Genomic DNA, 21,253 nt, shown 5'->3' on the forward strand with positions numbered 1-21,253 from the left:
AAATCTCAAAAGTCGATGGAAACATCGGCTTTTTTTAAATGTCATATTCAATATTGAAAAATGAATTATGGCTTCATCTTCAATAACGCTAATTCATTATAAAAAGTAAAAACTTTATTGTAAGATGAATTTGATTAAAAATTTATGTGTATGCAGCTATTGCTTGCTTTTATAAGGATCAAAACATGCAACAAGAAGTCATCATTGTCGGTGGTGGAATGGTCGGATTAAGCCTTGCTCTTATGCTGGCTAAAACTAACATTGCAGTGAAATTGTTAGAGGCGATCAGCTATCCTAACTATGATGATGCTAACCTTGCACCATATCATTCAAGTTTTGATGCCCGTAATAGTGCGCTGTCACGTCGAAGCGTGCAAATTTATCAAGAATTGGGAATTTGGGATTCACTGCAACAATATGCAACGCCTATTTTAGAAGTAAATATCACAGAAGAAGGAAGCTTCGGTAAGGCACGTTTAATCGCGGCTCAAGAGAAAGTAGAAAGCTTTGGTCAAGTGATTGAGAATGCATGGCTTGGACGAGTATTATTATCAGAAGTCAAAAAAAATCCACTCATTGAGTTAATTGATGGTGTTCAAGTGACGTCGCTTAAACAGGATGAACATTTAGCTTATCTCGAAGCATCAAAAGCGAATGAACATTTGCAGTTTCAATCCAAGTTGGTTATAGCAGCAGATGGACGTGATTCTTTCTGTCGACAAGCACTCGGTGTTGGTGCATCAGTGCATGATTATGATCAAGTGGCGATTGTCACTACAGTGCAGACATCCAAACCTCACTCCCATGTCGGTTTTGAACGTTTCAGCCCACTTGGTCCTTTAGCATTGTTGCCTTTACCTGGTGAATACCGTCGCTCTGTTGTTTGGCCAGTGCCTAAAGGTACTGAGGGAGAGTGGTTAGGTGATGAAAATGATCAGCATTTTTTAGATGCTCTTCAAAAAACCTATGGCGATCGAGCTGGTAAATTTGAGAAAACTGGTCGTAGATTTAGTTTTCCTTTATCTCAAGTTTTGGCTGAAAAACAAGCAGTAGGACGTGTTGTACTTATGGGTAATGCTGCTCATACCATTCATCCAGTCGCAGGTCAGGGTTTTAATTTGTGTATGCGTGATGCATATGTATTGACCCGATATTTAAAACAACAAGTCATCAAAAATGCTGATTTAGGTGAAGCTGCTGTACTGAAAGAGTATGAAAAATCTCGACTCAAAGATCAGCAACGTGTGATTAAGTTTTGTGATTCTGTGGTGCGAGGCTTTAGTAATCAAAATCCAATTCTAAAATTTGTGCGAAATACAGGTCTAATGTGCTTTGAAAATATTCCAGGTATTAAGCCACTCGTTGCCAATTATGCAATGGGGTTAAAAGCATGAGTGATGCTATTTTAGATGTCGTGATTGTGGGTGGTGGTTTAGTTGGTGGATTAACGGCTTTATTGTTGGCTAAAGGTGGAGTTCAAGCGACTGTACTTGATGCAGCACCGATATTGGATCACGAGAAGACCTTAAAATCATTAAATCCTCGTGTACTTGCATTGAGTCAAGCCACTATTCATTTGCTTAAGCATGTTGATGTATGGGATAAGTTGGCTCGTCAACAACCCTACACGGGAATGCAGGTGTGGAACAAAAATGGCTTTGGTGAAATCAATTTTGGAACATCAGCGCATTCTAAACCTGATCAAGCACAAATATTAGGTTCAATGGTCGAACCAAGTATCTTGAACCTTGCGATTCAGAGCATGATGATCGACCAGATTGATGATTACCGTACTCAGATTCAAGTGAAACATATTGAGCAAGGAAATGGCTGTTGGATTCTTCATCTCGCTGATCAAACTCAATTGAAAACGAAACTTTTAATTGGTGCGGATGGTGCAAACTCATTCGTACGTGAACAAGCCATGATTGATTTGGATGTTTTGGATTATCATCAGGCTGGTATTAGCTGTGCGATCAAGACGGAACAAGCGCATCAACATGTTGCGAGACAAATTTTCTTAGAAACAGGGCCACTGGCTTTTCTCCCAATGGCAAGTTTAGAAGATCAAGAATATGGTCATTGGCAATCCATTGTATGGACTTTACCAGATGATTATGTAGACGAATTTGCGTCACTCTCAGATGAAGATTTTGTACAATTACTGACACGAGAGAGTCATCATATGTTGGGCAAAGTATTAGCCGCAACGCCTCGAGCAAAATTCCCACTGAAAGCACGAGCTGCTCAACGTTATATTAAAGATGGCTTAGCGCTAATTGGTGATGCAGCCCATGTTATTCATCCACTTGCTGGTCAGGGGGTGAATATTGGTTGTCTTGATGCAGCAATTCTATGCGATGCGCTACTTTCGGACTACGCACGTGGCGTTTGGGCTCATGAGCAAACTTTATTGAAATATGAGCATCGCCGTAAATTTCAAAATGATGCCATGATGCATAGTATGTCTATGATTGGGTGGATGGAATCTGCTCCTGTTTTTCCTATTGTTTGGGCGAGAAACTTTGGTTTGAAACAAGTTGAAAATATCAGTGCGTTAAAATCGGCGTTTATGTCGCAAGCGAATGGTTTGAGTCAGCTCAGTAATACAAGATATCAAGTGAATTGAAATCTGATCTAAAAAGAATCATCAGTATATATTTTTTTACCAATATGATTAAAAAATATACAAATGAGGTGCTTTAGATACTATGCGAACGATAAAGAGCTTGATACATTTCTCTAAAAATCAAAGCACGTTCCAATCAGGTGCGTGAAAACATTGATGGGGAGTTTGAAATGACAGACGCAAATGATTTTGATGACAACGAAGACAGTGTTGTAGACGAAAATGAATCACAAGCAGCAGAAAAAGGTGCGGCCGTAAGTGACGTTACTGTATCTGATGCCGATGTCGCGGAAGCTGAAACATTAACAGTGACAGCTAAACTCAAACAACGTCAGGCACTGGAAGATGAAGTTGCTGCTTTTCTAGCACGTGGTGGTCGAATTACTGAAGTTCCACCTGATGAATCAATAAAAGATTAATAAAAAAAGCACCATCAATATGGTGCTTTTTTTATTTTGCTTAATCATTCGCACCACTGAGCTCTAGCGCGCGTTGATATGCGACTTTCTTTTTGATTCCTGTGAGATCAGCTGCAAGTTGAGATGCTGCTTTTACAGATAAATCTTGCAATAAACGATTGAGTAATTTGTCTAATTCTTCTTGCTGCATGTCTTTTTCAGTGGCTGCTCCAGCAATGACCAGTACAATTTCACCTTTTTGCTGGTGATGATCATTTGCAATAAATGATTGTAAATCTCCAAGGGTCATTTTTTTGATTGTTTCGAAGGTTTTGGTAATTTCACGTGCAAACCCGACTTCACGGTCAGCCCCGAACACAGAGACCATATCCGTTACAGAGTCTAGGATTCGATGTGGTGCCTCATAGATGATCATGGTATGCGTGTTGTCTTTCAGTTTATTTAATTGAATAAGACGTTGTGATTGTTTCGAAGATAGAAATCCTTCAAAACTAAAGTGATCACTGGGTAGACCTACAGCGCTTAATGCTGCAATAGCTGCACATGCACCTGGAACAGGAACGACACGAATACCATGCTCCTGAGCTGCACGAACCAATTTAAAACCAGGATCACTAATCAATGGTGTACCTGCATCACTGACGAGTGCAACATTTTCACCATTTTTTAACTTATCGATAATTATATCAATTTTGTTACTTTCATTGTGATCATGGCACGCTGTAAGCGGAGTTGAGATATTATAGTGTTTCATTAAAAGAGCGGACTGACGTGTGTCTTCTGCCGCGATAAGAGAGACAGACTTTAAAACATCAATTGCTCGATAAGTCATGTCATCTAAGTGCCCAATTGGCGTCGCTACAACAAATAACTGAGCACTCATAAGGTTTCTCCATGTTGGATCTATTAAGAATAAAAAAAGAATTCATTGGTATTGGCTTATGTGGAATGATTTTCCAAGCCCAAGCGGAAGTATTGGTTATTTTACCTGATTCAGGCCCTATGGCGCGAGCAAGTAATAGTATTAAAAATGGTATTGATGAGGCTTATCAAAAGTCTAAAAGTGAAATGCCAATCAAATATGTCAATTCGGATCAAAAACGATTAAAAGAGATCCTAAAGATGCAAGTCAGTCAAAACACCAAACTTATTATTGGTCCATTAGCCAGACAGGATGTCGAAGCAATAATGAAAGAACCGCTTAAAATTCCTGTTTTAGCACTGAATGAAGTTCCTTCTAAGCATGCAAAAGTGTGGCAGTTTAGTTTATCGAAAACTGATGATGCTCAAGTTTTAATTAAACAGATTGAAAAGGATCGAGTTCAACATCTCTATATATTGCGTGAGTCTGGTACTGAGTCTGAGAGCTTAAGCTTTGTAAATGCCGTGTTTAAAAATTTTCATGGTAAATTTTCTCTAGTCCAACAATTGCCTGATATAAAGTCAAATGAAGGGGTGTTGCTTTTGGGTAGTATGGCGTGGATCAACTCATTGAAGAATAAACCTTCAAAACGTTTGTATGTTCAGGCTTTTGCTATTGATCATAATATGGATATTCCGAAGGGAACTAAATTCTGTGATGTTCCAGTCATGGTTCAATTTTTAAAAAAACCTAATCAAACAACAGAAAATACTGCTGCATTCCAACGTCTCAATGCCTTCGGTCAAGATGTTTGGCGTTTGGCGGATTTGATGTTGAAAACGAAGAATCCTGATCAAATATCAATTCAAGGTCAGACTGGGCACTTGAGTTTTAAAGAGCATCGTATCGAAAGAAAACCTGCGTGCTTCGAGAAAACATGGTTTAGATTAAAAAATATTTAAGAGGACTTAAATGGATGAGTTCTCAACAATTAGGTATATGGGCTGAAGACCAAACTGAAAAAGTCTTGATCTCACAGGGTTATATTGTGCTGGCACGAAATTTTCATTCTCGTTATGGTGAGATAGATCTGATTGCCCAACGTGATCTTGAGCTTATATTTGTTGAGGTCAAAGCTAGATCAAAAACAACCTATGCTTCAGCACTAGAATCAATATCATCGAGCAAGCAAATTAAAATTGCCAAAACAGCAATGTCATTTCTTCAAAAATTTCCAAAATATGCAGAGTTTTATTATCGTTTTGATGTGTTTTGTTTTGATTTTCATAAAAAAATTGCAAAACCGTTACAGCATGAAATTTCTGATATAGATTATGATCTCGAGTGGATTGAAAATGCATTTACAATAAATGCAGACTTGATTAATCTATGAACCGAATGAGCTAAGCCATTTCCAACAATAGAAAAAATTCAAGTTTCACGAGGAGACGGATTGAGTGTTGAAGCGTATTGTAATTTCGATGGCGTGTGTTGCTAGTCTTTCAGGCTGTGCAAGTTTTATTTCAGGTGGAACTGGCGCAGAACCAGTTGGGGTGGTGAGTGGAGCTCGTTCTTTAGGTCAGGTATTTATTGACTCTTCAATTGAACGTACAGCAAAGATCAATTTATACAAATTGGATGCTCGTTTTAAACAATCTCGAGTCAATGTGAATAGCTTTCACAGTAATGTCTTGTTAACAGGTCAAGTGCCTGATGCGCATTTGAAACAGTTAGCAGAAGATAACGTTCGAGCGATGAGTGATGTGAAATCTATTCATAACTACATCACAGTTGGTCCTCAAATTGGTTACTCTACCATCATGCAAGATGCGACTGCGACAGCGAACACACGTGGCTTAATTATGCGTGCGCCAGTTGTTTCAGACAGTAAAGTCTTGGTTCATACTGAAGATGGCGTGTTATATGTGATGGGACGCTTAAATACAGCTGAAGAGCAAGATCTCATTGAAGTTTTACAACGAGTAGGGAATGTCACGAAAATTGTTACTTTGATTGATAACGTGGAATCTGCTCAAGTAGGCGCAGGTGTTCAATCATCATCACTTATGAACCCTTCAGCGGTGAGTACTCAACCTTATGTTGAAACACCCGTTGCAATTGATCCTGATGCTGGTGTTAGTTACCAATAATGTCGAATAAGATTGCGCAATTTTTTCCGAAATCAGTTCAGTTAAAACTTACCCAGTTGAATCAAAAACTGAATGCTTTTCGCCCATATAATTTGGGTGGTTTGGCATTAAATCAATTGACCTCAAATAAAGGCTATTCTGTAAAAAGAAATATTGCTTATGGTCTTAAAGCGCGGCAACGACTGGATCTTTATGTTTGCCAAGCGCCAGCGAATAAACCTTTAGTTATATTCGTGCATGGTGGTGCATGGAGTAGAGGAAGTAAGGACGATTACAAGTTTCTTGGAGAAAGTTTGACACGTGCTGGATATAACCTCGCCGTAATAAACTATCATCTGGCGCCAGAACATATTTTTCCTCGTTACGTAACTGACCTTGCAGATTCAATTCAATATTTAATCAAAAGTGCTGATAAATATGGTATTTGTGCAGATCAAATAGCGCTTATCGGACATTCTGCTGGTGCTTTTAATGTGATGTCACTGATTTACCATCCTTCATTCATTGACTTTGAAGGACGAGATCGAATTAAAGCGTTGATTGGTTTGGCTGGACCCTATCACTTTAACTATCTAGGTGATCATTTATCTGAACATGCATTCGATAAAGCAGTAAATTTCAAAGCGGTGATGCCATACTATTTTGTAGAGAAAAATAATATTCAGCACTATATTTTTCTAGCAGATCAAGATACGTTGGTAAAAGATCATAATTCTGAAGAGATGCATCAAGCACTGTTAGCTGTAGAGAATCATAGCCAGCTCATTCGGGTGCCTCGTACTGGACATGTATCAATCATGGCAACAACTGCCACATTATTTGATCGACTCTTCAAAACTCGATCTCTCATCCTGAAAGTTTTAGAAGAGTCCTTCAAATAAATCTATAACGATTCGGATTTGATTTATTCAGATTTGAAAGGAGTATTGTGAATGACATGTTGAATCATGGCATGCGCAATACTTCCTGCAAATGGAATTTCTGGTAAATCATCAAATTTAAAGAATTGGGCATCACTAATTTCATCTTCTTGAAGTACAATGTCACCTGAATCATACTCGGCCCGAAAAGCAATCATTAAATTACTTGGGAATGGCCAAGGTTGGCTGGCAAGATATTGAATATTTTTAACGTTTAGACCAATTTCTTCCATGGTTTCGCGTTGCACAGCCTCTTCTAAAGTTTCACCAACTTCGACAAAACCTGCAATTAATCCATACATATTGGATTTATTTTTTGCATTTTTCGCGAGCAAAATTTCATTGTCACCTCGTGTGATTACGGTGATAACACAAGGTTGAACACGAGGGTATTGGTGATAATTACATGCTGGGCAGATCATGGCATATTCTGAACGGTGAACATCCGTTTCTGTACCGCAATGACTGCAAAATTTATGATTACGACGCCATTCTAATAATTGAACTGCTCGGCTCGCTTGTTCAAATTGTTGCTTAGACCATTGAGTGATCAACTGTCGGATTGGCACAAGTTGATAACCTTCAGGAATCGCTTCTTCAATATGTAGATCTCGTGCAATTACCTGATCACCAGATTGGAAAATCAGATCACTCTCTAAACGTTCAACACGTGGTAATTGGAAGTTTTCATCGACGAGAAGTTGATGTTGTTTAAAAATATAAGCAACAGAGAGTTCAGACATTAGGCAACCGCTTTAATTTTTTGACTGCTGATGAGTGCAGTCTCAGCTACTGATTTATGAATAGGATAATCATACTTCAAGCCATCAAGATGAAGTTCTAGACTGGCAAGCACATCTAGAATGTGCTGAAGTTGTTGGGGGGTGAGTGATTTCTGAATATCGTAATAGTGTTCAACCGCCTCAGCACTATTTTTTAGCGCATTACTTAATACTTGAGCATCAAGAAATAGAGCAGCACCGCTTAATTGTCTTAAATTGGTTGTGATGTTTAATAAATCATTTGTGTCTTGAGCATCATTGTTTTGAAAAAGTTTATCGCCTAGTTCTTGCAAGAGAATTCGAGCTTCTTTTTGCAGCGTTTCATGCGCATCATCTAACCGATCCAGTGATATATTCATATTATTCACATCAAGTTGAATGCGAGTTGGTGCAAAATTTCGCTTCAAAATCCCGATAGAGTTCATAGCCGACAGCATGCTGTTCATTAATCGTTGAGCAAAATCGGCATTTTGTTGAATATAGGTTCGATGAAAATGCTCTGCTTGCAGTTTCATTTCTGCATAAGCTTCATTAAGATTCATCACTAAAAAGATATTTGCCATACGATAGAGCTTTAAGCGAATATCTAAAATTTGATCGTCAGTAAAACTTTGATAGTGACTTTCAATATCTAACCTTAATTGATTCAATTCTTCTGTAATCAAGTGAGCAACGGTATCGATTGTTCTTTGGTCAGGTCCAAACAGATGGCGACTAAAAATTTGTAGTTGAACATCAGTCAAAATGTTGTCCGAGATTTGAAAATACTCACGAAGCATTTGTGAATCGTAGTTTTCTTGGCTAATACAAATCGCTAAAGCATTAGCAAAGTCAGTTTCATCGACCTGAAAATGCTGGGGTGCATTTAAAAACTCTCGGATCTGACTGCCAACTTTAGCCAACCATTTTAGGCGTGCATCACTGAGAATGAGTTGGTCAAGTTGATTAAATGCGATTTGCATTAGAAGCCAATATTGTTGACTCGGTGTTTCAAGAGAGAGCAGTGCTATATGATCTACAATGAGTTTAAAACGATCAAAATCGTCTTCAGTTTCATTTTGCGTTACTAATTTTATTAAACAATCTTTATATAGTGTATTCCAATAATCAGATGAATTAATCTGATTCGATGAAGCTTGCGGTGTTAAAGTTAATTGTTTCTGAGTGGTCTGAATTCCATTACCCAAAGCTGTGCAAGGGATGTTCAATACACGCTCAAGATGGTTAAGTGTATCTAAGAGAAATTGGGGGACATCGACTTCACGTAAGCAAATAAATTCGATATATCGCTTTAGCATCGTTGTACCATCACTTAATGCAGCAGCGTATTTCAGGTTTTTTGCAGTTGGATTTTGCATCATCTTTGACATGACTTGCGCACAGTAGTGTGCAAGTTTTGCGAGATGAGGAAGCTCGATCATGGCAAAAACTTGATTGGATTGTTCAAGTCGAATGAATGCGTCATCTATCCCAAAAGGAAGTGTTTGATCCTCAATAAGCTCTGATACTGTATTTTCGACCTGATCGATGATTTGATCAATTTCTTTTTTAACAATAAGTAATGCTGTAGGGTCAAAATAAATTGAACTTTGATAAGACATCGATCGAAACCTATGTTGGCCGTTAATTTTGCTCAGAGCCCAGATAAGGGGAATTTTTGCTCTAAATGAATATAGCCGAACTGATCGTACTTTACAAAATGAATCAAGCAGATGGAAGATTATTTAGCAAATAAGCACGGCTCGCCATTTTTTTCTTGGTAATCTTCGATCCATTTTTGGTGTGCTGCTAATTCCTCATCAGAAGCATAAATGATTGGTAAATCTACCTCAATTTTTTGGTACTGATTTTGTCCAGTTTCAGAATGATGATCATGCGCTGAGAGTGCATCGATATCAAATGAAACTTGACCACCTGTCATGGCTAAATAAACATCTGACAGAATTTCTGCATCCAGTAAAGCACCGTGGAAGGTACGATCACGCTGTGGAACTTCGTAGCGCTTCACTAATGCATCCAATGAGTTCTTTTGACCTGGATGTTTCGCTTTTGCCATTGCAAGTGTATCAGTCACTGTGCAGACTTCTGAAAGCGTACCAAAGCCAGCACGTTTGAACTCCATATCTAAGAAGTTCATATCGAAAGTTGCGTTGTGTGCGATAATTTCTGCACCTTTTAAGTACTTGTACAGTTCAGCAGCGATTTCTTCAAATATAGGTTTATCTTTCAAAAAATCATCAGAAATACCGTGAATTGCTTCAGATTCACCGACTGGTTTTTTGGGATTGATATAAATGTGAATTGAACTTCCTGTCAGTTTACGATTGATCATTTCAATCGCACCCACCTCGATAATACGGTCTGTATCTTGATAATAAAAACCTGTAGTTTCCGTATCTAAAATCAGTTGGCGTGGTCCTTGTAAATTTAAACGAGCAGGCGTGACCACAATATGTGGATGCGATTTTTCAGCTAACTGAGGAACGCTTTGATCTACAGATTCAGAACCTAAGTCCTGTGCATCAACTGTCTTAATAATATCCTTAATAATATCTGAGGAGTTTGAGGTGACTTCGTCCGTGCGGTATTTAGCTTGATCATCATTTTCTGCTAAATCAATTTCCACTTCTTCTTCGACTTCTTCATCTTGATCATTGAGATCTAAACCAAACGGATCATTGAGCAACCAATCTTCAGACTGTTTTTTTTTATCATTCGCTTGCAGGGAATTTTTTAATTGTTCAGCCGTTTGGTCAGCGCCTTGATTAGCTAACTGATCTGCCATTTCATTGCCTGGATGTCCTGCATGACCTTTAATCCAGTTCCATTCAATGTCTCGACCTTGACAAACTTGATCCAAAGTTTGCCATAAATCAGGATTTTTTACGTCTTTCCAATTTTTCTTTTTCCAACCACTGATCCATTCAGTAATACCGCGTTTTACATAGTTTGAGTCTGTCCAAATGATAAGCTTTGTATCAACAGGACAAAATTTGATTCCTTCGATTGCAGCGGTTAACTCCATACGATTATTGGTCGTGTCTGGTTCACCACCACATATTTTATGTTCTGTATCCTTAGTGATGATGTAAGCACCCCAGCCACCTAGCCCAGGATTACCACGACATGCGCCATCAACATAAAGTGTTATTTCAGACATAGTTTGAACCAATCAATCGAATAAAGTGTTGAACATCAAGTTCGGAAATTTTATTGTATACGTAAATGCGAAACATCAGTGCGATAACTGGATATTTTTTAATGTCTTGTAACATTTATAAGCAATTACTCATCAAGAAGAGACTTGCCTGAACAACGAGCTCCTCTAAAATGGCTTATATACAATAAATTTACTATGCGTCTTTCGGAATTTGTATGTCTAAAACAACCACCGCAGTGTGGCAGCCATCTGCAACTTTTTTATTTAAAATTTCAGTAATTACTTCCGCAGTAACCGGATTAGGCGTAATGACTGGCTGTACAGCGAGTCCCACTTCTGCAAAGACGCAAAAGTCGAATCAACTCGGCATGTTAGATGCCAGTAGCTTAGATTCACTTGAAGATCTTTTATCTGCAACTGATATGCGTGCAGTTGAAGGTGATCGTTTACTTATTTTAAAACACGGCGATGTTTGGAAACGTATGACCGTTGGTTTTAAAATGGATGAAACAAAGTGGGATCCACGGATTGATGCTCAAAGAAGTTGGTTTATTACGCGTCAGCCTTATCTGGATCGTTTATCCGCTCGAGCTTCTCGTTATCTTTATCATACTGTAAAGGAAGCAGAGCGCCGTGGATTACCTACTGAACTTGCTTTACTTCCCGTCATTGAGAGTTCCTATGATCCAGCTGCAACGAGTTCAGCGGCAGCTGCAGGGATGTGGCAATTCATTCCAAGTACAGGTCGTATTTATGGATTAAGACAGACCAATTTGTATGATGGACGTCGTGATGTAGTTGAGTCTACACGTGCAGCCTACGAGTTTTTAGGAAGTTTATATAACCAATTCGGTTCATGGGAATTAGCTTTAGCGGCTTATAACGCTGGTCCTGGACGTATTCAACAAGCGATTAACCGTAATAAGGCTGCTGGCTTGCCTACAGATTATTGGTCATTACGTTTGCCTCAAGAGACAATGAACTATGTTCCACGTTTCCTTGCGGTTGCACAGATTATCAAATCCCCTGAAAAGTATGGCGTCAGATTACCACCAATTGCGAATCGTCCTCACTTTAGAGAAGTTCCAGTTCCAGCAGGTGCGAGTTTAAACGAAATTGCTTCTCTGACAGGCTTAAGTCGTGCAGAACTTTATCAACTGAATCCAGGGCATCGTGGTGATATCATTGATCCTCAAAGTCCACAGCGAATTTTAATTCCAGCAGATTTAAATCCAAATATTGATCGTAAACTGAAAGCACTCAAACCAAGCAGTACAGGTCTATGGGCGAGCGCTTCAAGCCCTGTTTCTACATCTACGCCAGCAACCACAATTACAACGACAGTAAATACACCAAAAGCTTCAAATGCTTCCGTATTGGCAACTCAAACAGTGAAGCCAGTTAATAATACTCAAACAGCTTCAGTTTCTACAACAATTTCAACTTCGAAGGGTAGGACTCCTTCTGGTTCTGATGCATTGGCAGCTTTTGCTGCTTCGGCAGTGGTGCCAAGCGCACCTCGTATACCTGTTGCTGTTACACCGGCGCAAAATGTTAAACCTGTACGTGTCGAACCCGAAATCACTGCTGAAGAAAAAGCCAAAATCTTAGCTTCAATTGCACCTGAAAAAACTACAACAACTACGAGTTCTGATCAAATTATTGCCTCGGTCATTGAACCACAGGCCACTGAAGCAGAAAAAGCGGAAGTCGTTAGAGAGATTAGCGCCATTGCACCTCAAGGTACTGAGATTGTCGATCCGTTGGATGGCAAGATTAAATTAACTGCGATTCAAACAAGTCAATCTGTGGCAGCAGGACAAGGTTCAGAAGTTAAAGTTGGCTTTGCTTATCCTAAATCTGTGGCAGAAAGTACATTGCCTACTTCTGAGGAAGCCCAGCTTAATCAAGGTAAGGCATTTAAGAAAACTGAAAGTGAAGTGGTTGTAGAACCACCTAAGGGTAAGCGTAGTACGTATACGGTACTCCCTGGTGACACGCTAGCAATTATTGCAATGAAAAACGGCGTAAGTTGGAGAGATATTGCAAAATGGAACCAAGTAGATCCAAATGCAACCTTATATGTAGGTGCGACTCTATATCTCTACGATGCTAAACCAGTAGCATCTGCTCAGAAAACGGATATAAAGCCAGCAAGTTATATTGTAAAAGCAAATGATAGTCTGACTAGTGTTGCAAACCAGTTTGATTTGAGTGTCCAACAATTGGCTGAATTGAATGGTCTAACTATCAATAGTAATTTACTGGTTGGGCAGAAGTTAAATCTAATCCAGTCTCAAGCATCTAAATCAAGCAAAACAGAACAAGCTGTAACAAAGGTCCAAACGAAATCTTATACGGTTAAACGTGGCGAATACTTAAAGTTAATCGCTGATCGATATGGACTTTCGACTCAAGAGTTAGCGTCATTAAGCTCAGGACTGAAAGCTGATAGTAGCCTGTACGCGGGTCAAAAAATTAATGTTCCTTTAGAAGAAGTGCAATCTGCTACAGCTTCATCAACAACTCGCGCGAGTAATGCTAAAACTGTACCTGAAATTCAGACTGAAACTTACCGCGTACAACGAGGAGATACGTTGTACAACATTGCAAATGCGCATAAGTTAACCGTTGTTGAGTTGGCGACACTGAATAATTTGGATATTGAAAAAGGATTGATGGTTGGTCAAACCATTAAAGTACCAGCGGGATCTAAAGTACCAGAGCAATATGTTGTTCAATCAGGCGATAGCCTGAATGCCATTGCAAGCAAATATAATCTTTCTGTTGCACAGTTAGCAGAAATGAATGGCTTGCGAACGAATGCTGGATTACAAGTTGGGCAAAAGCTGAATTTGAAAGAAGATGAAAATAAAGCTTCCACTAAGCAGAGTTCGACACGAAATAATTCGGTTGCTGAGAAAGTGGAGTTTCACACTGTGAAGAGTGGAGAGACCTTAGCAAGTATTGCGCGACAATATGATATGCCGCTTCAATCATTACTTACGCAGAATGATCTAAATGAGAGATCAGTCCTTCAAATTGGTCAAAAATTAAAAGTAAGTGGCGATGTTGAAAAGACGGCTGCAAGTACAGAAAAAACACCAGTCCGTCAATCAAAATCGCGTGATACAGAGGATTATGCTGTCAAATCAGGCGAGTCTCTTCATGTTATTGCTACACGATTTGACATGACTGCAAAAGAACTTGCAGACCTCAATAAGTTAAACCTACGTGCTGGATTGCAAAGAGGCCAAATTATTCAAGTTCCTAAAGTGGTCACAGATTATAAAGTCCGTAGTGGTGATTCCCTGTACAGAATTGCGAATCGATTTGGTATAGACATTGATCAGCTTGCAGAAATGAATGGTTTGAAACCAAACACACCTTTACAGATTGGTGCTACGATTAAAGTTCCACATTCTTAAGTCTGCTTAAGCAATCAGGAATTTCATATCGAGATGCGCATTTCATCAACTTTGTCAAAAGCAAAGTTTATTTTCCTCTTCTTGCCCATTCATATCAGTGCATGGGCAAATCTTCAAACGACGCCTTATATTGCTTTACAGTCAAAACCGAAATATCTGAATTTAGATGCGATGCCATATGCCAACCCAGACGCACCAAAGGGTGGAAAGTTGGTGAAAGCGGCTGATGGGACATTTGATAATCTAAACGGTATGAATGGGCAAGGAAGTTGGGTTGAAGGTACAAATTACTTGTTCGATACGCTATTTTCCAAGTCATTAGATGAACCAAATGTGTTTTATCCACTTTTGGCTGAGAAAATTCAGTTTGATCCAACCCGAACAAAATTTGTGATTTTTCATTTAAATCCACGTGCTCGATTTAGTGATGGATCTCCTGTACTGGCTGAGGATGTTAAATTCACGTTTGAAATGTATTTAACCAAAACCAATCCCGGTTTACAGATGTATTTGTCTGATTTAGATAAAATTCAGGTTCTGTCTAAACATGCCGTAAAAATGGTATTTAAATCAGAAAGTAATACTGAAATGCCAGCAATACTTTCACAGATGCCAATTTTTTCTAAAAAAGATTGGCAATCTAAAGATTTTAGTCGAGCAACACTCAAACCCATTTTAGGATCAGGGCCATATACAATTAAAAATCTTGATGCTGGTCGTAGTATTACCTATCAGCGTAATCCCCATTATTGGGCTAAGGATTTACTTGTAAATCGTGGTCGTTATAATTTTGATCAAATTAAATATGTTTATTACCGTAGTTCGGACATTGCATTTGAAGGATTTAAGGCTGGACAATATACATTTCACCAAGAGAAATTTGCTCGTAAATGGAAGACGGAATACAACTTTCCAGCATTTAACTCAGGGTTGGTTAAAAAATATAGTGTAGCTTTACAAAACCCTGCTCCGACACAAAGTATCGTTTTTAACACACGGAAAAAACCACTAAATGATATCTATTTCAGACAAGCAATGACCTATGCATATGACTTTGAATGGCAAAATAAAGCATTGTTTTATCAACAATATCAACGTTTACAAAGTCATTTCCAGTTTAGTGAGCTAGAGGCAAAGTCAATACCAAGTCAAAAAGAATTAACTATATTAAAACCTTATTTATCTCGGTTACATCCTTTACAACGAGAAGGAGTATTAAAAGCGTGGAAATATCCCGTCACTGATGGTACAGGTTACAATCGTAAAGGCTTACTCACTGCTCGGAAAATTTTAATTGAGCAGGGGTATTCATTTAAAAATGGTAGTTTGCATGCGCGTGATGGAAAACCAATTCAATTAGAATTACTTCTTCATCAAGAGGGCTTACAACGGACGCTCATGCCTTATATTCGAAATTTAAAAAAATTGGGTATTCAAGTTTCGATTCGGCAAGTTGATATGCCTCAATATTTACAGCGGATGCGTCAATATGATTTTGATTTAACCACGATGGTGATGCCTCAGTCACTAAATCCTGGGAATGAGCAAGCGCAATTTTGGAGTAGTCATGCTGCAAATGAAGAGGGAAATTATAATTTTTCTGGTGTGAAAAATAGCGTTATAGATGAAATTATACAACGTATTATCCATGCACCTAATCGTGAAAAATTAATATTAAATACACGTGTCTTGGATCGTTTATTACGTGCTGGATATTATCAGATACTTACTTATGGAAATGATCGTGAATGGTATGCGTATTGGAATATGTATAAACAGCCACAGATTAAACCAAAACTTGCTGTTGGTGAAGATTATTGGTGGGTAGATCAAAATCAAGCTCGCAAAGTGGCTGCTTATCTTGGTCAAAGTAAAGGCTCACGTTAAAGGTTAAATTTATGGGTCTTTATATACTTAAACGACTTTTGCTAATCATTCCCACCTTATTTTTGATATTACTCATCAATTTCGCCGTCGTTCAAATTGCTCCTGGTGGACCTGTTGAACAGGCAATACAGAGAGCTGAACAGTTTCAAGGCATTGGTGTTGTGTCTGGTTCGACATCTCACATCAATGAAGTCCAGAGTCATTATCAGGGTGCACGAGGACTCAGTCCTGAAATGGTTGAGCAGATCAAAGCGCAATATGGATTTGACCGCCCTGTGCATGAGCGCTTTTTTAAAATGCTCAAAGGATATCTTCAACTCGATTTTGGAACGAGCTTTTTTAAAAATAAATCAGTAACAACATTAATTTTGGAAAAAATGCCAGTCACGATCTCCCTTGGCTTATGGAGTACCTTACTGATCTACAGTATCGCCATTCCTCTAGGGATTAGAAAAGCGAATAAACATGGCGGTCTGTTTGATCAAACGACCTCCCTAGTATTGGCCGTAGGTTATGCAGTGCCAACTTTTGTATTTGCTATTCTGCTTATTATGATTTTTTCGGGGGGATCGTATTTGCAATGGTTTCCATTACAAGGATTGGTCTCTGAGAATTTCGCTGAACTCAGCTTCATTGATAAAGTAAAAGATTATTTTTGGCATCTTACATTGCCTGTCCTTACTATTATATTAGGTGGATTTGCGACCCTCACATATCTAACAAAATACTCTTTTATGGAAGAGTTAAATAAACAATATGTGACGGCAGCTCGTGCTAAAGGTCTGACCGAGCCACGCGTTTTATACAATCATGTTTTCCGTAACGCCATGTTGATCGTTATAGCAGGATTACCTGAAGCACTGATCGGAATTTTTTTTGTTGGCAATCTATTTGTAGAAATTATATTTAATCTTGATGGTTTGGGATTGCTCGGATTTGAGGCAATTCAGCAGCGTGATTATCCTGTAATTTTTGGAACATTGTTTATCTTTACGTTGGTCGGTCTAATTTTGAGATTACTCAGTGATGTTCTATATCAATTGATTGATCCAAGAATCAATTTTGATCGTCAAGGAGCATAAAAAATGTCTCCACTTTTCGATCAACGAATTTCAAAATTTAAGTCACATCGACTCGGATTCTTCAGCTTCATTTTATTTATCGCGATCTTTATTTTATCCTTGGGGGCAGAGTTTATTGCCAACGAAAAACCAATACTTATTTATTATAAAGAAGAAATTTATTTCCCAATTTTTGAGCCTTATCCTGAAACAACATTCGGTGGTGTCTTTGAGACTGAGTCTGATTATAAAGATCCAGCTGTTCAAGAATTGATTAATGAGCATGGATGGCAGATTTGGCCTATCATCCCATTTTCATATCAAACACCTAATTATGAATTGGCAGAAGCTGTACCATCTCCACCGACCTCCGTGAATTGGTTAGGCACAGATGATCAAGGTCGTGATGTCTTGGCGAGATTAATATATGGTATTCGTATCTCTTTGCTGTTCGGCATTGCACTTACTATTGGATCTGCATTCATAGGAATTACCATTGGTGCTGTCCAAGGCTACTTTGGCGGTTGGTTGGATCTGATCGGTCAAAGGCTGTTAGAGGTGTGGGGTGGTCTACCAATGTTATTTATTGTGATGATCTTAGTGAGCATGTTTACACCAAGCGTATATTGGCTGTTTTTAATTATGCTGATGTTTGGTTGGACTGCGTTAGTTGGTCTTGTTCGTGCAGAGTTTCTGAAAGCCAGAAATTTGGACTATGTGCGAGCTGCGAGATCACTCGGTGCTACAGATAGTCAAATTATTATCAAACATATTTTACCCAATGCTATAAGTTCGTCACTCTCACAGCTTCCTTTCATTCTTACCGCTAATATTACCGCACTTACAGCATTAGATTTTCTGGGCTATGGTTTGCCACCTGATACAGCTTCAATTGGTGAAATTTTATTGCAGGGTAAGAATAATCTATCAGCACCGTGGTTGGTTTTATCTGGATTTTTTAGTCTAGCAGTTGTGTTATCTATTCTTATTTATATTGGAGAGGCTGCTCGAGATGCATTTGATCCAAGAGGCTAAACCAATACTTGAAGTCAACAAGCTCAATATACAGTTGAATGAAAAAAAAATCTTAACTGATTTGTCTTTTAAGCTAAATGCGGGTGAGACAGTAGCCATTGTTGGTGAAAGTGGTTCAGGAAAATCTTTAGCTTGTCTAAGTCTTCTAGGTCTTCAAGATCGCGCTCTAGACTTAAGTGGTGAAATCATATTTCAAAATGAAGATCTGCGTCTAAAACACGAAGATCAGTTGCGCTTAATACGTGGCAATAAGATCGCGATGATATTTCAAGAGCCAATGACAGCGCTTAATCCATTACATACAGTTGAAAAAATTATTTCAGAACCATTATGGTCGAAGGGGCTTAAGAAGAAAGACATTCGAAAAAAAATAGAAGAAGTGCTTTGTGATGTAGGGTTGGGGAACTCATCAGACATCCTCAAGCGATATCCACATCAGTTGTCTGGTGGGCAGCGTCAAAGGGTGATGATCGCAACAGCTCTGATTTCAGAACCTGAAATTTTAATTGCAGATGAACCAACAACAGCCCTTGATGTATCACTACAGAAACAAATTTTAAATTTAATTAAAGACCAAGCGCATCAAAAAAATATGGCCTTAGTTTTGGTTAGTCATGATTTAAGGTTGGTGCAACAATATGCTGATCAGGTATTGGTTTTGTCTAAAGGTGTCACAGTTGAACAGGGTGATGTCTCTCAAATATTCCTGCAGCCTCGCCATGAATATACTCGACTGCTCCTTAATCAGCAGTTTGATTCGATTTCACCCATCAGTGAACAGGCCAAAGAACTTTTAAATACTGAACATCTTCGAGTGCGGTATCCACCTAAGCTGAATTTTCTGAATGTATTTAAAACTCAATTTATAGCGGTGGAAGATTTATGTTTTCAGCTTAAACAAGGAGAGTCGCTTGGTATTGTAGGTGAAAGTGGATCTGGAAAGACCAGTGCTGCACTCGCGCTTGCACGACTCATAGAGTCAATAGGTACCATTGAATTAAATCGTATCAATCTCAATCAATTGTCTGACAAGCAACTTAGAGCGCATCGAAAAGATTTTCAAATCGTTTTTCAAGATCCTTTTTCGAGTCTCAATCCAAGAATGGATGTTTTGTCATTATTAACAGAAGGGTTAAGATTAAAAAAATTGAGAAAGAGTGAAAAATTAAATCTCGCGATTCAAGCCCTTGAAGAGGTTAATCTCACAAAAGAATTTCTTGATCGTTATCCTCATCAAATGTCGGGTGGACAGCGACAAAGAGTATCGCTGGCCAGAGCACTGATTCTGAAACCTCAATTACTCATTCTAGATGAGCCAACGTCTGCATTAGATCGCAATACACAAATAAAATTGGTGAACTTACTTCAAGATATACAGCAGAGAACAGGGATCAGTTACATCTTTATTAGTCATGATCTGAAAATTGTGAAAGCGTTATGCCATCGAGTTATGGTGATGAAAGATGCAAAAGTTATAGAAATTCAAGAGACTGAACGTTTATTCAGTGCACCGATTCATGCTTATACGCAACATCTTATACAAAGTAGTTTATAAAAGTTATTTGACAAGAAGGATTGTCAATTCTAGACTGAAATTCAGGGAAGTCACGCCTAATTGGTTTTAGGTTTAGATAAGCACAAAATTGAGAACTTCAAGATGAGTAAAATTGCTGAGCCGATTCAAATTCGCAATACAACTTTCAAAAATCGCATTATTAAAGGCGCAATGAGTGAAGCTCTAGCGAATGCTGCTGGTGAACCAAATCATTTGCACACAGGCTTGTATGAAGCTTGGGCAAGAGGAGGTTTAGGGGGTTCAATCACAGGAAATGTGATGGTTGATCTACGTGCGAAGAATGAGCCTGGTGTCGTCGTGGTCGAAAATGAGCGAGATTTACCTAAATTAAAGGCATGGGCTGACCTAGGTAAACGTTATGGTATGGTCCAGCTTGTTCAATTGTCTCATCCGGGCAGACAGTGTCCTAAAGGCTTAAATAAAGAAACTGTTGCACCGTCTGCTGTGCCATTTAGTGCTATGTTGGCAACTACCTTTGCTACACCACGGGCTCTCGAGCATGAGGAAATCCTAGATCTAATCCAACGATTTGCAACCTCTGCGGCGATTTGCGAAAAAGCGGGCTTTGAAGGTGTTCAATTACACGGTGCTCATGGATATTTAATCAGTGAATTTCTATCGCCACTGACCAATAAACGTAATGATCAATGGGGTGGCAGCATCGAAAATCGTATGCGTTTTTTATTAGAAATTTATAAAGCTGTTCGAGCTGCAACATCTGATAATTTTATCGTTTCAGTGAAATTGAATTCCGCAGATTTTCAACGTGGTGGAATTACTGAAGAAGAAGTGATTCAAGTATTTAAAGCTATTGATGATGCAGGAATCGATTTAATTGAAATTTCAGGCGGTACGTATGAAGCGCCCGCAATGGCAGGTGCTAAAGCTGAACAGCGTAAAGCAAGTACCATTGCACGTGAGGCTTACTTTTTAGATTTCGCAGAGAAAATACGTCAAGAAGTAAAATGCAAACTGATGGTTACAGGTGGATTCAGAACCGTTAAAGGGATGAATGATGCTTTAGAAAGTGGTGCATGTGACTTTATTGGAATTGCACGCCCGCTCGCTGTAGAAACGGATTTAACTGATCGTTTGATTGCAGGACACGATGTTAGATATGCAGTAAAACCAATTAAAACAGGGATTCCATTTATTGATAAAATGGCAATTATGGAAATTATTTGGTATGCGGCACAATTCAAAGCGATTGGTGAGGGTAATCAACCTAATCCAAAACTTTCACCTTTAAAAGTTTTTCTGAATTATGCAAAAGGAAATGTGAAGGCTATCATTCAAGGTAAAGTTAATTCAAGAAAATCTGCATAGTGTGAATCTATATATATA

Annotated in this window: 17 protein-coding genes; 13 read left to right on the plus strand and 4 right to left on the minus strand. The window is 38.7% G+C overall.

Going from position 1 to position 21,253, the window contains the following annotated elements; genetic code table 11:
- Nucleotides 1-185: 185 nt before the first annotated feature.
- From AC1M89_RS04250 to AC1M89_RS04260, 3 genes are all read left to right on the plus strand, one after another.
- Nucleotides 186-1,394: an FAD-dependent monooxygenase gene (locus AC1M89_RS04250; protein WP_481613945.1), complete on the plus strand. Its 1,209-nt coding sequence runs from the start codon at nt 186-188 to the stop codon at nt 1,392-1,394.
- Nucleotides 1,391-2,629: an FAD-dependent monooxygenase gene (locus tag AC1M89_RS04255; protein ID WP_481613946.1), complete on the plus strand. Its 1,239-nt coding sequence runs from the start codon at nt 1,391-1,393 to the stop codon at nt 2,627-2,629. Before AC1M89_RS04250 ends, AC1M89_RS04255 begins: the two co-directional genes overlap by 4 nt.
- Before the next feature lie 170 nt (nt 2,630-2,799).
- Entirely contained in the window at nt 2,800-3,048 is a 249-nt protein-coding gene (locus AC1M89_RS04260) for a hypothetical protein (protein ID WP_035269751.1), read from the plus strand.
- Between the two features lie 40 nt (nt 3,049-3,088).
- Here AC1M89_RS04260 and rsmI read toward each other — a convergent pair whose 3' ends face one another.
- Nucleotides 3,089-3,931: a 16S rRNA (cytidine(1402)-2'-O)-methyltransferase gene (rsmI, locus tag AC1M89_RS04265; protein ID WP_481588939.1), complete on the minus strand. Its 843-nt coding sequence runs from the start codon at nt 3,929-3,931 to the stop codon at nt 3,089-3,091.
- An 11-nt stretch (nt 3,932-3,942) separates the two neighbouring features.
- Here rsmI and AC1M89_RS04270 point away from each other — a divergent pair, with 11 nt between their 5' ends.
- The 4 genes from AC1M89_RS04270 (at nt 3,943) to AC1M89_RS04285 (ending at nt 6,941) form a co-directional block, all read left to right on the plus strand.
- On the plus strand, nt 3,943-4,872 hold the full coding sequence (locus tag AC1M89_RS04270; RefSeq protein WP_481597238.1) for a penicillin-binding protein activator: 930 nt from the start codon (nt 3,943-3,945) through the stop codon (nt 4,870-4,872).
- Nucleotides 4,873-4,886: 14 nt separating this feature from the next.
- Nucleotides 4,887-5,303 (plus strand): YraN family protein, encoded by a 417-nt coding sequence (locus AC1M89_RS04275; protein ID WP_092766809.1) that lies wholly within the window; start codon nt 4,887-4,889, stop codon nt 5,301-5,303.
- A gap of 64 nt (nt 5,304-5,367) precedes the next feature.
- Nucleotides 5,368-6,060: a BON domain-containing protein gene (locus AC1M89_RS04280; RefSeq protein ID WP_035266827.1), complete on the plus strand. Its 693-nt coding sequence runs from the start codon at nt 5,368-5,370 to the stop codon at nt 6,058-6,060.
- The gene (locus AC1M89_RS04285; protein WP_092766808.1) at nt 6,060-6,941 is read left to right on the plus strand and encodes an alpha/beta hydrolase; all 882 of its coding nucleotides are present in this window, start codon (nt 6,060-6,062) and stop codon (nt 6,939-6,941) included. The genes AC1M89_RS04280 and AC1M89_RS04285 overlap by 1 nt, the downstream gene beginning before the upstream one ends.
- 23 nt (nt 6,942-6,964) lie before the next feature.
- Here the strand turns inward: AC1M89_RS04285 and nudC are convergent, their stop codons facing one another.
- The 3 genes from nudC to dnaQ all read right to left on the minus strand — a co-directional run bounded on the left by nudC (nt 6,965) and on the right by dnaQ (nt 10,922).
- Nucleotides 6,965-7,723, minus strand: coding sequence for an NAD(+) diphosphatase (gene nudC / locus AC1M89_RS04290; protein WP_481613947.1), 759 nt, complete (start codon nt 7,721-7,723; stop codon nt 6,965-6,967).
- Nucleotides 7,723-9,363 (minus strand): chemotaxis protein, encoded by a 1,641-nt coding sequence (locus AC1M89_RS04295; protein WP_481613948.1) that lies wholly within the window; start codon nt 9,361-9,363, stop codon nt 7,723-7,725. The genes nudC and AC1M89_RS04295 overlap by 1 nt, the downstream gene beginning before the upstream one ends.
- Before the next feature lie 119 nt (nt 9,364-9,482).
- A complete protein-coding gene (gene dnaQ / locus AC1M89_RS04300; protein ID WP_481613949.1) occupies nt 9,483-10,922 on the minus strand; it encodes a DNA polymerase III subunit epsilon in 1,440 nt (479 codons plus the stop codon).
- A gap of 215 nt (nt 10,923-11,137) precedes the next feature.
- On the opposite strand from dnaQ, the gene AC1M89_RS04305 reads away from it, so the two are divergent.
- The 6 genes from AC1M89_RS04305 (at nt 11,138) to AC1M89_RS04330 (ending at nt 21,235) form a co-directional block, all read left to right on the plus strand.
- Complete coding sequence (locus tag AC1M89_RS04305) at nt 11,138-14,350, plus strand: LysM peptidoglycan-binding domain-containing protein (protein WP_481613950.1); 3,213 nt, start codon at nt 11,138-11,140, stop codon at nt 14,348-14,350.
- 33 nt (nt 14,351-14,383) lie between these two features.
- Nucleotides 14,384-16,237 (plus strand): extracellular solute-binding protein, encoded by a 1,854-nt coding sequence (locus AC1M89_RS04310; protein ID WP_481613951.1) that lies wholly within the window; start codon nt 14,384-14,386, stop codon nt 16,235-16,237.
- A gap of 11 nt (nt 16,238-16,248) precedes the next feature.
- Nucleotides 16,249-17,319 (plus strand): microcin C ABC transporter permease YejB, encoded by a 1,071-nt coding sequence (locus tag AC1M89_RS04315; protein WP_481613952.1) that lies wholly within the window; start codon nt 16,249-16,251, stop codon nt 17,317-17,319.
- Between the two features lie 3 nt (nt 17,320-17,322).
- Nucleotides 17,323-18,333, plus strand: a complete 1,011-nt coding sequence (locus AC1M89_RS04320) for an ABC transporter permease (RefSeq protein WP_481613953.1) — start codon at nt 17,323-17,325, stop codon at nt 18,331-18,333.
- On the plus strand, nt 18,311-19,888 hold the full coding sequence (locus AC1M89_RS04325; protein WP_481613954.1) for a dipeptide ABC transporter ATP-binding protein: 1,578 nt from the start codon (nt 18,311-18,313) through the stop codon (nt 19,886-19,888). Before AC1M89_RS04320 ends, AC1M89_RS04325 begins: the two co-directional genes overlap by 23 nt.
- 102 nt (nt 19,889-19,990) lie before the next feature.
- Nucleotides 19,991-21,235, plus strand: a complete 1,245-nt coding sequence (locus AC1M89_RS04330) for an NADH:flavin oxidoreductase/NADH oxidase family protein (protein WP_180027914.1) — start codon at nt 19,991-19,993, stop codon at nt 21,233-21,235.
- Nucleotides 21,236-21,253 lie beyond the last annotated feature (18 nt).

It is taken from the genome of Acinetobacter sp. ANC_7635, assembly GCF_056779945.1.